General features: G+C 37.5%; 15 protein-coding genes. All 15 read left to right on the forward strand.

What is annotated here, in order from left to right:
• The first annotated feature begins 1 nt into the window (after position 1).
• The 15 genes from EQM13_RS00515 (at position 2) to EQM13_RS00590 (ending at position 13,483) form a co-directional block, all read left to right on the forward strand.
• Positions 2-1,651 (forward strand): recombinase family protein, encoded by a 1,650-nt coding sequence (locus EQM13_RS00515; RefSeq protein ID WP_128751632.1) that lies wholly within the window; start codon positions 2-4, stop codon positions 1,649-1,651.
• Positions 1,652-2,075: 424 nt separating this feature from the next.
• The gene (locus EQM13_RS00525; RefSeq protein WP_128751634.1) at positions 2,076-3,263 is read left to right on the forward strand and encodes an ABC-three component system protein; all 1,188 of its coding nucleotides are present in this window, start codon (positions 2,076-2,078) and stop codon (positions 3,261-3,263) included.
• 1 nt (position 3,264) lies between these two features.
• On the forward strand, positions 3,265-3,762 hold the full coding sequence (locus EQM13_RS18650; protein ID WP_240662972.1) for a three component ABC system middle component: 498 nt from the start codon (positions 3,265-3,267) through the stop codon (positions 3,760-3,762).
• Entirely contained in the window at positions 3,759-5,087 is a 1,329-nt protein-coding gene (locus tag EQM13_RS00535) for a hypothetical protein (protein WP_128751636.1), read from the forward strand. The genes EQM13_RS18650 and EQM13_RS00535 overlap by 4 nt, the downstream gene beginning before the upstream one ends.
• The gene (locus EQM13_RS00540; protein ID WP_161567133.1) at positions 5,075-5,680 is read left to right on the forward strand and encodes a DUF3732 domain-containing protein; all 606 of its coding nucleotides are present in this window, start codon (positions 5,075-5,077) and stop codon (positions 5,678-5,680) included. The genes EQM13_RS00535 and EQM13_RS00540 overlap by 13 nt, the downstream gene beginning before the upstream one ends.
• Before the next feature lie 95 nt (positions 5,681-5,775).
• A complete protein-coding gene (locus tag EQM13_RS00545) occupies positions 5,776-7,665 on the forward strand; it encodes a metallophosphoesterase family protein (protein WP_128751638.1) in 1,890 nt (629 codons plus the stop codon).
• Positions 7,666-7,800: 135 nt separating this feature from the next.
• On the forward strand, positions 7,801-8,424 hold the full coding sequence (locus EQM13_RS00550; RefSeq protein WP_071140574.1) for a DUF6518 family protein: 624 nt from the start codon (positions 7,801-7,803) through the stop codon (positions 8,422-8,424).
• Positions 8,425-8,838: 414 nt separating this feature from the next.
• Complete coding sequence (locus EQM13_RS00555) at positions 8,839-9,051, forward strand: nucleotidyltransferase domain-containing protein (RefSeq protein ID WP_071140575.1); 213 nt, start codon at positions 8,839-8,841, stop codon at positions 9,049-9,051.
• A gap of 167 nt (positions 9,052-9,218) precedes the next feature.
• Complete coding sequence (locus EQM13_RS00560) at positions 9,219-9,371, forward strand: HepT-like ribonuclease domain-containing protein (RefSeq protein ID WP_255417556.1); 153 nt, start codon at positions 9,219-9,221, stop codon at positions 9,369-9,371.
• 167 nt (positions 9,372-9,538) lie between these two features.
• Entirely contained in the window at positions 9,539-9,919 is a 381-nt protein-coding gene (locus tag EQM13_RS00565) for a GNAT family N-acetyltransferase (RefSeq protein WP_255417557.1), read from the forward strand.
• A 146-nt stretch (positions 9,920-10,065) separates the two neighbouring features.
• Entirely contained in the window at positions 10,066-10,266 is a 201-nt protein-coding gene (locus EQM13_RS00570; protein WP_071140576.1) for a hypothetical protein, read from the forward strand.
• Between the two features lie 300 nt (positions 10,267-10,566).
• Positions 10,567-10,812 carry a hypothetical protein gene (locus tag EQM13_RS00575; RefSeq protein WP_128751640.1) on the forward strand — a complete coding sequence of 82 codons (246 nt, stop codon included), beginning with the start codon at positions 10,567-10,569 and terminating at the stop codon, positions 10,810-10,812.
• Between the two features lie 498 nt (positions 10,813-11,310).
• Positions 11,311-12,537 (forward strand): MFS transporter, encoded by a 1,227-nt coding sequence (locus EQM13_RS00580; protein WP_206172763.1) that lies wholly within the window; start codon positions 11,311-11,313, stop codon positions 12,535-12,537.
• A 20-nt stretch (positions 12,538-12,557) separates the two neighbouring features.
• Entirely contained in the window at positions 12,558-13,118 is a 561-nt protein-coding gene (locus tag EQM13_RS00585) for a Chromate resistance protein ChrB (protein WP_071140580.1), read from the forward strand.
• Between the two features lie 2 nt (positions 13,119-13,120).
• Positions 13,121-13,483, forward strand: a complete 363-nt coding sequence (locus tag EQM13_RS00590) for a YkvA family protein (RefSeq protein WP_240662973.1) — start codon at positions 13,121-13,123, stop codon at positions 13,481-13,483.
• Positions 13,484-13,935: the final 452 nt, after the last annotated feature.

Genomic DNA, 13,935 nt, shown 5'->3' on the forward strand with positions numbered 1-13,935 from the left:
CATGCAAACACAAACCATAACGCCGGTACAAAAAAAGGTCGATGTGATCCCCGCCAATATTCTTTTAACCAAGCCAAACGCCAGAAAAAGAAAGCTCCGTGTGGCGGCCTACTGCCGGGTCAGCACCGAACAGGAAGAACAGCAATCCAGCTACGCTGCGCAGATTGCTTATTATACCGATAAAATCAGTAAAAATAAGGATTGGGAGATGGCTGGTATTTTTGCCGATGAGGGCATTACCGGAACCAGCGCCAAAAAGCGTACCGAATTTCTCAAGCTCATGGCACTGTGTGAAAAAGGCAAAATTGATATGGTGCTGACCAAATCCGTCTCCCGATTTTCCAGAAACACGCTGGATGCCATCGGATATATCCGAAAGCTCAAGGCAAAGGGCATTCCCATCATCTTTGAAAAAGAGGGCATCAACACGATGGAAATGGCCAGCGAAATGGCGCTGTGCTTCCTCAGCGGCTTTGCACAGGCAGAGAGTGAATCCATCAGCCGCAACGTGACATGGGGCAAACGCCAGAGCTTTAAAAGCGGAAAGGTGCCATTTCAATATTCCCGCATTTTAGGTTACGAAAAAGGCGAGGACGGTCAGCCAAAGATTGTGCCGGAGGAAGCGGAAATCGTCAAACGGATTTTCCGAAGCTATTACTCAGGTGCAAGCATCGGAAAGATAAAGAAATCTCTGGAGGCTGATAAAATCCTCACGCCCACCAGCAAGGAGGAATGGTCGCCGGGAGTGATCCAGTATATGCTTCGAAACGAGCGCTACATCGGGGATGCCCTACTGCAGAAAACCTATGTGGTGGACTGCCTAACCAAGGAAACCCGTAAAAACAATGGTGAAATCCCGCAGTATTATGTAACCGGAAATCATGAGCCGATTATTTCAAGGGATTTATTCAACCTTGTGCAGGAGGAAATCGCACGGAGAGCCGGTAAGCGAAAGGTGGCCAGAAAAGCTGTGAAAACCGAGAAAGGAAAATACAGCAGCAAATACGCCCTGACCGAGCTTCTCTGCTGCGTTGAATGCGGCACTCAGTACCGCAGGGTTACTTGGGCGAGAAATGGTAAGAAAAAGGTGGTCTGGCGTTGCATCAACCGCTTGGAATACGGCACGAAATACTGCAAGGAATCGCCTACCATAGAGGAAAGTCGCCTACACCAAGCCATTATCACCGCCCTGAACCGGCTGGATGAGGATAAAGCCGATGTTATCGAAACCCTCAAGGCAGGCCTGCAGCTGGCCATTGGTTCACAGGATGATGACAGCTTCAATGAAGCGGCTGTCCAAAACCGCATCGCCGAGCTGCAAAGCGTGATGATGGATTTAGTGGGACTCAGCTCCAAATCCAGTGCCGGTGCGGATTATTTCGATGCCAAGTTTGAAGAAATCGCTGCGGAGATAAAAGGGTTGCAGGGGCAGCTTGGAGAACACCAAGAACAAACCATGCTCGCTCAAAATACACAGGCACGAATCCACGAGCTGCTTTACATGATGGAAACCACCGATCTCAGCCTGAAAGAATATCGTGATGATGTAGTCAAAGGAATTATCACCAAGGTGGAGGTTTTATCCTCAGACCGCATCCGGATTATTTTTGATAACAATATGGAAATGGAACAGGAAATGCCGAGTGAATAGAAATAGCAGGATAAGCCGCCACAAAGCTGGCGGCATTTCTCTTTTGGACAGAATTTCTGCTATATTTCAATCCGTTTCACCATAATACTGTGAATATTTCCATAATTTATACGGATTTAATTGCTTTGTTCGCTGTGACGATATATAATATATACAATATTTAATTGGCAAAGGATAGTTTTAATGGACTATATGACAGCGAAAGAAGCAGCGGAAAAATGGGCAATCACTCCACGCCGGGTACAGGTGCTTTGCGCACAGAGAAAAATACCGGGCGCTATTCGGTTTGGGGTTACTTGGGCGATACCCAACGATGCGGTGAAGCCCAAAGATGGTCGATATAATAAAAACAAGACAGAATAGAACAGCTTGATGTTACTAATAAATTGAGCGGTTAGAATATTTTTGTGGAGGGAGTGACATCATGGGTAGCCATCAAGCATCAGAACAAATGATAGGTTATCTTTATCAGGCTAGGTATGCATTGTACCTTTTATTGAATAATGATGATGAGCAATCAGAAATTAGCATTGAAAAATTTGACGATGTAAGCTTTGGAAACGATGATACTCCTGAAATCATGATTCAACTCAAGCATCATGTAAAGGCTTATGGTGATTTAAATAACGCAAGTACAGATATATGGAGAACACTAAAAGTCTGGATAGATGCTATTAAAAAGCAACCAGATTTACTGTCTAAAACAAAATTCATGATAATAACTACTGCTTCAGCACCAGGGGACACAGCAGCATATTATTTAAAAACTGAATCTGAAAAAAGAAATTCTATTTTGGCTTATAATATATTAAAGAAAGTTGCGGAAGAATCTCAGAACAAAAGCCACCAAAGTTATTATAAAGCATTTACCAGCATTCCAGAAACGCAAATTCAGCAATTATTAGATTGTATTTATATACTTGATAAGAGTAGCAATATAGTCGATGTTGAATCTGATATAAAAAAAGCTATTAGATATTGTAGCCTTCCTCAATATATTGATAAAATATGTGAACGTTTGGAAGGCTGGTGGTATAAGAAAACAATAGAAGCTTTATGCTCAGAAACACCGATATTCATATCTCAGAGTCAAGTGCGTTCACACATTGTATCGGTTGGATTGGAATATGCACCCGATAATTTACCTATTGATGTGGACGAATATGAAAACCTCAAATTAGAAGAGTTGTCTCCAAATGATCAAATATTTTATGAACAATTAAAGCTAATTTGTTTAGGAAGTAATAGATTGAGAATGGCAATCAGAGATTATTATCGTGCTTTCCAACAGCGAGCAAACTGGGTCAGGGAGGAATTATTATACACAAATGAGCTGGACAAATATGAAAAAAGGCTCATTGATGAATGGGAACATTCATTTTATGCAATGCAAGATGACTTGTTAGATTATGGGAATCAAGTTACGGAAGACATTAAAGTATCAAATGCCAAAAAACTGTATAGAGAAATTGAGGAAAAAGATATACGTGTTAGAGATCGTTGCAGTGATGCATTTGTAATGAGAGGCAGTTATCATATCTTAGCGAATCAGCTTAGGGTAGGATGGCATATTGATTTTTATGAGCGTTTAGAGCAATTATTAAAGAACTGAGGTGATTTATTTGAGGAATTGGAATCTTAGAGCAAAGGAAGTAGCTTATTTACTTAATCCGGCGTTTTGTGGTAGGCTATTGCACAGTTGCATTAAAACATATAATGAGGTGACAAAAAGAGCTTTTCCATTTCCTCTTGTTTATCTGGTTCTTCCATTGATACTTCATAAAAAAACTAGAGAGTGCATATCAAGTCGTACACAATTGATCATATGGCAACAACGATATCCTGAATTATTAATAGGTTTTGCTGAGAGAACAAAAGATATGGTACAGATAACCAATGAGGCTATGGAGCTTTTGCTTCAAAGTGGTGTTGTACTGTTAACAAACGCTGCAGAGCTTGAAATATCTCAAACGATTCGACCGCTCAGTAAGACAAAATATGTTAATGACGAAATCAAAGATTGTCTTAATAAAAGCGAACATGTAGCTAAATGGTTTGCTGCAGCAGGAAAAGTTGAAACAGTATATGTTAGTTTGGGGGTAAGACCATGATGCAAATACGAGAATTAGTCCTATATGGATTAAATGGACAAGTAAGGCATTTGCCATTTCAATTAGGAAAGGTCAATATAATATCAGGAAAATCAAAATCCGGAAAATCCGCTGTGGGCGACATAATTGATTATTGCCTTGGCGGAAGTTCTTGTGATATTGCCGATGGCGTAATTAGAGAAAATGTGTCGTGGTATGGATTGCTATTGCAGTTTGATAGCGAAAGAGTATTTGTAGCTCGCCAAAATCCGCCCCCCGGTCAACAGTCTACCGGCTTCTGTTATATTGAGATTGGAGAAAAAATAGAAGTTCCCGAAAAATGTGATTTTGTTTCCAATACTAATGTTGCTGGATTGGAGGAGGCTTTAACTAAGAGATTAGACATTTCTGAGAACCTAAATATACCGCCAGACGGACAAAGCCGCGATCCCCTTGCTGCTAATATTAGACATGCATTATACTACTGCTTTCAAAATCAGGATGAGATAGCAGCAAAAACTTTTTTATTTCATAAGCAATCGGAAGATTTCATAACTCAGGCCATAAAAGACACTTTGCCATATTTTTTGGGTATAGTGAATGAGGAATCGCTAGCTTTAGAAAATGAAAGAAGTATTCTAAAAAGAAAATTAGCAATTGAAAAACGCAGACTGGAAGAAATTAGAATGCTTCAAGGAGGAGGTTTACAAAGGGCCATTTCATTAATATCCGAAGCAAAGTATGTAGGCCTTTTATACGATAATATTGAAGCAGATTATGACAGTTACGAATCTGTGTATAAAGTTTTAAAAAGCGTGAATGAATGGACTCCTGTAAATGCTGAAACTGTTGGTATGGATCGTTTAAGCTTTTTACAATCAGAGCTTAAAAAATCTGAGGATGAATTGGAACAACTTAATCAGGATATTAGTAATGCAAAAACATTTGCAGGAGAAACGAGCGGCTACGCGAATGAAGTTGAGCATCAGAAAATTAGGCTGAGTTCAATTGGCTTATTTGAAAAGCTTGATTTTAGACCGGATCATTGCCCCTTATGTGCCAACAAACTAGAAATGCCTTTGCCCAATATTGACATGATAAGAACCGCTATTAAAAACCTAGATGACAATATACAAAACGTTACTCGAGAAAAACCCAAATTAAGAAAATATATTGACTCACTTGAATCAGAGAGGGAAAAAATACGACAAGACATTATCCAAGTAAAGTCTGAAATTGATGGCATTTATACTCAAAATCAGGATGCTATCGCATTAAAAGATTTAAATTCTAGACGTGCAAAAGTAGTTGGTAGAGTAGAATTAGTCTATGGTTGGAAAGCGTAGAGCAACATGACGACTCTACAGGTAAAGAAAAAGCCATTAAAAAGATTGAGGACAGAATATGTGATATTGATGAAATATTAGATAAAGACTCACTAGAAGATCGTAAGCAATCTGTATTATCACGAATATCTGTAGATATGAGTGAATGGGCTAAAGAACTGAACTTGGAACATTCTGAAAACCCATATCGTCTAGATATGAACAAAGTTACAGTTATTGTGGATAAAGCTGATCGCCCTGTTCCTTTAAAACAGCTCGGCAGTGGGTCAAATTGGGTCGGGATACATTTAATAACCTACTTTGCGTTACATAAATATTTTATTACTCTGAACAGGCCGGTGCCTAATTTTATATTTTTGGATCAACCTTCACAGGTCTATTTTCCATCAGAATTGGATGAAAAAAATACAGATTGGAATATGGTTAGCACCTTGTATAACTTTATCACCAATAGGACATCAGAACTAAAGGGAAAGCTTCAAGTTATTATAGTAGATCATGCTAATTTAAAAGATGAGAATTTTCGTAATTCTGTTATTGAAGATTGGTGGAATGAAAATAACTTAGTACCGGAAGATTGGTATAAAAAATAAAACACACTTGGAAATGGGATATACAATGTCAACATTATCTAACTGTTTTTTGTTTTCATGATATAATTATTTAAAAGTAGAGCCGAGGTGAAATAATGAAATGGTTACATCTATCTGATTTGCATTTTAATCCTGATGATGATGGTACAGATAGTAATTATTTAAGAGATAAACTAAAGGATTTTTTATATCAAAACCAAGTTGTTGTAGACTATTTGATCCTTTCAGGTGACTTTAGGGATGCAAGTTGCCAAGATGATACTGACGAAAACGCCCAAAAAGTTGCACAGTTTATTTTGGGAATCACAAAATTAGTTGGAATAACTAATACATGTAATATTTTGTGCGTACCGGGAAATCATGATTTGAATCGAGACTATAATAATAGACAAGAACTACTTATTACTGAAAAAAGCAAATATCAAACCGAAAAAGGTAGATTCGTTAATTTGCCTGAATTAGTTGATGCTTTTTCATTTTACAAGAAAGTACTGAACTTTATCTACGGTACTGATTTTGTCAATACAATGTTTGATAATTGTTATAAGATCAGTCCTCATAAAGCTGTGGTGACAAAGGATTGTAATATTTTACTGATTAACACAGAACTTTTAGCGGGACAAAGTGTTGAAGATGCCAGTGGAAACAAATGCATAAATGATGCCGGAACGCTAATGGCAGGCAGTAGTTATGTTCTGAATGAGCTTTTAACCGTCAAGCCTACTGAAAAAATAACAATTGCTGTTGGTCATCGAGGGCTTGACTTGCTGGAACCTACTGAAAAAAGAAAGCTTGTAAATATTTTTAATGACTATGGAGTCTGCTTATATTTATGTGGACATAGTCATACGTTATGGGTAGATGACACCTTGGGTGTCCCGCAAGTCACTGTAGGATGTATAAAACAAGAAAATGGAGTAAGAGCAGGTTTTTCGTTGGGGGAGTTTTGTGTAGAGAGTAATAATATTAATATCTCTGCGTATTCTTGGGAAAACAATAGTTGGAACAAATATCAACATTTCTACAAAGGCAATTCAGATCTGCATATAGATTTAAATGGAGTTGCAGAAGCTTACGGTGGTGGTTTTGACAATAAAATTAAAATTGTTTTGGATGGCAGAGTAAGAGAGTTCTATTGCAGAGTTCCAACAGAGGGTATGAAATTTTGGATTGAACATTCTCCTATGATATCGGTGGGTTCAGGAAGCTTAACTTGCGTATTGAAAAACAATCAATACACACATCTTATTAACTACAATCATACATTTATATTGTCAAATGCTGTATGGAAAGTCATAGGAATAGACTCAACTATTTCCGGTGTCACAAAACTCACCTGTAATAGAGAATTAAAAGGTCCATCCGATGATTTTAAAACAGGAATTGCAAACAAGGACTCAATTTCAAACTACCGGATAGAATTACTGTCACCAATCGAAAATATAGGAGTAGATCAAAAAATAGAATTACTACCGCTACTAATTAAAGATTACAAACATATTAAGGATGCAAAGCTTCTCTTGTCTGTATCCAATCAAAATATAATAGCTTCAGATAAGATGTCTATAATAGGAAAAAGCATTGGAAAGACAGATATTTTGATTTGGTGGGAAGATGACGATGAGATATTTTTGCGATTCTCTGTAAATGTATGCGATGAAAAACAAGAAAACGTAGGCTATAGACTATATAGAGAGGATTTAGCATTTAACAGTAAATCATACTTTGATTATTCTGTCAGAATAAAAAACAAAGTTCGCATTGGAGTTGAAAAATATATAAACGGTGAACAGGTTTCCGTAGACAAGCCCCTTGAATTTTGCCTTATAAGTAAAGAAGATAATTGTTCCATGCCAATACAACAACTGGAAAATTCCGTAATTGAGGTCGATACATCAGCAATGAGTTACGGAAAACTATATTCTTTGACTATTAAGGGTGAAACACAAATGCAAGCAGAGATTTGTGGAAAAGGTCTTTTTTAACCCCTGAATCTTTCAAAGAAGATTCTGCATCTATTTTGTACTAATTACACATATTATGCTTAAAGGGCATAGCTAAATTTTAGGTTTTATGCGACATGTAAATAAACGAGACTATATCCAAAAAGGAAAAATTCTATGGACTCAAATAAAAAGGTCATTACCATTCAAATTGTATGCGCCTTATTCGTTGGACTGCTCACAGGGATTCTGACGGTGTTTGGGCAAAAGTACCTGCCAGGTTCGTTGAATTCCTTGGCAAACTCGGGGGCGGTTTGGCTAATACCAGCGTTCTTTATAGCATCAGCTGGAAAAGGGAAATATTTATCGATTCTACTCTGTATAGAAACGCTTGTAGTTTGCGTAATTTCATACTATTGGGTAGAATCAGTTGTAAACAGCCATTCCTTTTCATTTGGAGGCTACTACTTTTATATCTGGCTTGCCTGTGCTGTCGTGGCAGGCATCATTTTCGGAGCAAGTGCTTTTTTGCAAAAAAACTCGAAATATTATTGGGCTGCAAGTCTACTGCCCTCTGTTTTTTTTGCTGAAGGCTTAAACGAATTACTCCACTTACCCGATTACATGCATATGATTCCTGCTGCTATCGGTAGGATTATCATTGGTCTTTCTCTATACTTCTTTATTTATAAGGGTGATTGTTTCCGACGCAAGACGCTGATTTCCTTTTGTGCGTTATCTGCTTTAGGATTGGCTGGGTATGAGATTCTTTTCCTGCTGACATCTGGCACAACATATTGATATACTTTCCTCTGTAAACAGTTTTTTGATAAAGGCACTTAGCCAGATTAAAATTTAAGGTTAATCTATGTTTCTTGAGTACAATGGATATATAAATTTTAATTTTGGTACGCTATTTTCTACAGTGGGATAATGGAATTACTAAGAATGAAATGCCTGCATCTATTTTGACCTAATGACATAAGTTATAAGCTGCATTTTTGTTGGTAGTAAACCAATAAAGATGCAGCTTTTTTATATAATTTTAATTTTATTCTTATGTTTCGTTTATATTACGTATGAAATAAACATATTTTTAATGTTAGTTAAAGGTTTGTTTTAATTACCAAAAAGTTGAAAATAGTATATAATAAACTTAAGCAAGATTGAAAATTATAGTAAAAGGTATAAGAAGGTATAAGAAGGGTGAAACGCATGATTTCCAACACTATTTCAATTGAAAAGATAAAAGAGATAACAATACCCATATTAAGTAATTATCCGGTAAGTAAAGCGGTATTATTTGGTCTATATGCTAAAGGTAAATCTTCTAAGAACAGCGATATAGATTTAATTGATAAATCACACATAGAACCTGATTCTGTAATAAATAAAAAGATTGAAAAAGAAGGTATGGTAATATATTGAGAAATCGAAAGATTATCCAAAAAATAATTAATTATACTGACTCTGTATTAAAGTATACAAGCAATATTACCTATAGTTAATTTCAAAATAACAGTATGATGGTAGAAGCATGCGTATTTAATTTGAGCTAAATTGGTGAGCTAACTAATAAACTTGATATAGAATATATAAATGAACATTCCGATATTCCATGGTTTAAAATGAAGAGTTTAAGAAATCATATTATTCACGACTATGAGGGCGTAAATTTGAAATTAATATGGGAAATTATAGATGAGGATATAAAAAATATTAAAAGAACAGTTATTGAAACTAATTGAATAGTTTTGATTTATGATTGTATGAACACTATGTCTGTTACAATTTCAGATGTGCATCTGTTTTGTACTAATGATACAGAAGATTAGGTCGAAAGAAGGTCGATTCTAAAAGGGGCTGGCTTCTTTTTTGGGACGAAATCTATCCGTGTGAGTTTTTTAGCGGTGATATTGAAAATGGTCGTCTTTATTTATTGGTGGAGGAGCACGATAATATAGTTGCAGCGTTTGCATTATGTGAATTGAATACTGGAGAAAGCTGTATGAAATGGGAAAATACCCATGACAAAGCATTATACCTTGACTGCTTTGGAGTCAATGTTGATTATTCAAGACGAGGCATTGGCATTATGATGCTTAAGCATGCTATTGCACTCACTAAGCAGAAAGATGCTAAATATTTAAGGCTTTTCGTTGTGGATATAAATGTACCAGCTATAAACTTATATCTAAGAAATGGATTTAGGCAGGTAGATGGAATTTATGAAGAAAAAATTGATGATAACTTTACATTGCGTGAATATGGATTTGAAATAAAGGTATCAAGGTAACACTAATTCCAATTTATAAGTAAGATTGTGAGCATAATGCAAAGTTACCTGCGGCATTTATATTCATCTAACCTGCCAGTGATATTTATCTAAATAAGTCGATTACGTTAACATAATCGACTTAAATAACACAGGGGTGAATACTAATGTTTCGGTTAGGAGTTATTGAAGAGAGCTTGGAAAGCTTAGACACATTAAACATATTGAAGCCGTTTTTTTATAGCCAAAGAATCGAAAATGTCCTGGAGGATACTTCGCCTATTTGGCATACAAACGAATACCATGTTCCTGATGATAAAATTTTTGATTTATTACCGATTCTGGAACAGCGGGTAAAACCTACGTGAAATTTTAATACCAAATGAGTTTTTAGAAAAATACAAATAGATTGTTCTAAATCATATAGGATTTCCGATGAACTGGAAGAAATTTTGGATAATGATTTTTGGGAAATTTTACCTGAGCCTATTTTGTACTAATGATTCAAAATTATTTGTCGGAAGCAGAGAAAGAATCATTTTATGATTTTATTGCGATACGGCATTACCAACTGCAGGCAACCATCGTAGAAATATGTGGTCTTGACTGTATTGATAAACAATTTATAGACAAGCAGCTCAGCTGGCTCATTAACTGGCGCAAGCAATATGTCAAGGAGCGCGGTTGATATGAAAGATATCCTGGGCTATGCGTCTTTTGCGGATATTTCAAAATACAACTATAAAAAAACAGAATTCTTAATGATGAAACGTGTGGCAGAACTTGAAGTGCTAATGTCGAAACCAGTTGGTTTTGGTGTCTGCGATGAAGGGAAAGGCGTATATACCCTTTTGACGTGGTGCGAAGGAACAGATGTAGAAACTCTTTTGCCGATGTGTTCCAAAAGAGAATAATACGTTTTAGGAGTTGACTCCGGTAGAATTTTATGCAGGGTACATTCCATTTACCCAGAGGAAAAGCTTGATGATTGGCTGTTACGGTTTTACGAGACAAACAACAGCCGGCTGACATCATATCAAAAATGCGACGTCGATTTTGAAGGAGACAGATTGATTTTTGATTATCTCATTAAGAACAAACACTTGCTGAAGGATCATCCTCAATGTTTTATGCGTGGGGATTACCATATCGGCATATGGTGAATATGGAAACATTGAGATAAAATAAAAAAATGAAGTCCGGCATGGTTTTTGATATTTTGTTAAAACAAATTTCTATTTAATTTAGGGGATTCTAATTTACACTTATAATTCGTCCTACAGTAAATTAACTCTATCCTGAATAAAACTTGATTGACAATCAAAAATGAAAACTGTATACTGTAATCAGTGTTACATGTAATACTCATTACAATAATTTTATATTAAAAACTGAAAAGAGGTATCATAAATATGGAATCCAAAAAAAGGTTCACGCCAGCCGTGACTGTCATTCTTTTGTTCGGAATCATTAGTTTGCTGGGGGATGTGGTCTATGAAAGCGCCCGCAGCGTGAACAGTCAATACCTGAATTTGCTGGGAGTCAGTGCGGCCAAGGTCGGGCTGGTCTTTGGAATCGGGGAATTTTTGGGATACTTTCTCAGATTGATTGCTGGCGTGTGGTCGGACAAGAGTGGAAAATATTGGATGTTTATGTTTGTTGGTTATGGTATGTTGCTGGTTGTACCGTTCATGGGCTTTACTATGAACTGGAATATCCTCGTTGTCCTGATTCTTATGGAGCGGATCGGAAAAGCTCTGCGCAATCCGGCAAAAGATACGGTGTTATCCTGCGTTGCGGAGAATCAGGTCGGGGTCGGGTTTGCTTTTGGCCTTCAGGAGGCACTGGATCAGATAGGTGCTTTTGCTGGCCCGCTGATTTTTACAGCGGTATTTTATTTTACGGGGAAAAACGGGATCGTCCAGTACCAGATAGGGTATAAATGGCTGTTTATTGCGGTTATTTTTCTCATGCTCTTTTTAACCTATGCTTACCGCCGAGTAAAAAGAGATGAGCTAATTCCTGCTGTGGCCAAAAGGGAGTTCCAAACGGAAAAACTAAAACCGATCTTCTGGATTTATACGGCGTTCACATTTTTTTGTACGTTGGGCTTTGTCAATTTCAGCGTCATTGGCTATCATCTGAAGGACAAGGGCCTTATGTCAGACGGAAATATCACACTGCTCTACTCGGTTGCTATGATTGTGGATGCCGTGACGGCTTTGTTCATTGGGAAGGCATATGACCGCATTAAAGCAAAAACCGGTAAGAAAACCGGAGGGTTGCTTGTTCTGGCAGCGATTCCTTTTATTACGCTGCTGCTGCCGTTTTTGACTTTGAGTGGTTCAATTCCCTTGATCATCGCTGGAATGATGATTTTCGGCATCATCATGGGGACACACGAAACTGTCATGCGCTCAGCTATAGCTGACATTACGCCGTTTCATAAACGGGGAACCAGTTACGGCGTTTTCAACACGGCTTACGGGTTGGCCCTGTTCGGCGGATCTGCACTTATGGGCTGGGTGTACGATCTGAACCAGACGGGAATAATTATAGCATTTACAGGAGTGTCAGAAGTGATCGCCGTTTTGTTCTATTTCATGATGAATCGTATGGTCAAGACGAGTCAGTTATAAAATGAAAGGAGGAAGGCTATATGAAGCATCAGGAGTGGCTGACGATCAATTACATGCTTCCCAAAGAACCGTCTCGTGTTCGGGTCAGCATATGGAGAAAACTCAAAAAAAGTGGCGCTGTTATTTTGAGCCAATCGGTCTGGGTTTTACCTATGAGTAAAGACAACGAGGTTTTTATGGAGGATATTTCAAATGAAATCCTGAAAAACGGGGGCGAAGCTTATCTGATGAAGATGGCTCCACATGATGAAGGCACCTCAGAACGCATCATAGCCACATTTGACCGAGCAAGGGATGAGGAATACAGAGAATTTCTTGAGCAATGTGACGACCTGCTCCATGAATTGGAAAAGGAATCTGAGCGGAGAAAATTTACCTTTGCGGAGCTTGAGGAAAATGAGACTGAGCTTCAAAAGCTGGTTGATTGGTATCAGAAAATTACTCAGCGTGATTTTCACGGAGCCTCCCTGCGTTCCTCCGTTGATGGAAAGCTGGAAGAGTGTAGGGCACGGCTGGATGTATTCATCGCAGAGGTATATCGGCAAAATGATGAATCTCTGAATAGTGAGGGAAAGCCATGACCATGAAAGAAAGAGCCAACAAATTAAAAACGGATATTCCCGCCGTATATATCGCGTTGAAGAAGAAAGAGACTCCGACGATTGCAAAGGTGTGTGCAGCAATTACTGTCGCCTACGCCTTATCTCCAATTGACCTTATCCCAGATTTTATTCCGGTGCTTGGATATGTGGATGATGTTGTCATCCTGCCCGCTCTGGTGACGTTAACGATCAAGCTGATTCCACGTGACATTTTTGAGCAATGTCGGAATGAATCCAAAGGACTGTGGCAGGACGGAAAATTAAAAAAATGGTATTATGCACTGCCACTTATCGCTTTTTGGTGCTTTATCCTGTATTTGATTGTGAAAGTGATATGGTTTTAATTTGTTTATTAAATATGTAGCAAAATTTTTAATAAAAAGTTACTTGGGATTTTGTTTTTGACTATGTCTCAAGCATTATATTTCCATTAGTAATATATCAAACCTTAAATTGTAGGGACTGGCACTGGGAGCGGTATGGCAGTTATGTTTCTATATATTTTATTGACACTGATAATCTTATAGATATTCTACCTTACATATTGTGAATAGAATCTCCGTAAATATATGAGAATCTTTTTTATACTATTAAATCCGGAGCTGTTTTTGATAGTAGCCTCCTACCTTTTTAAACGGCAAAGATTTTTCAATAATCTTTGCTGTTTTTGTACTAAGAATACCCCGGGTTAGACCTGAGATTCAGTAGAACTTTAGCGGTGAATCTCCAAAAATAACCTTCGAGTGATAAAATAATTTGTGGTTTGCTTTTGGAGCGGTTAAAAAATAAATCAGGT

The organism is Acidilutibacter cellobiosedens (assembly GCF_004103715.1).
Taxonomy (GTDB): Bacteria; Bacillota; Clostridia; order Tissierellales; family Acidilutibacteraceae; genus Acidilutibacter; species Acidilutibacter cellobiosedens.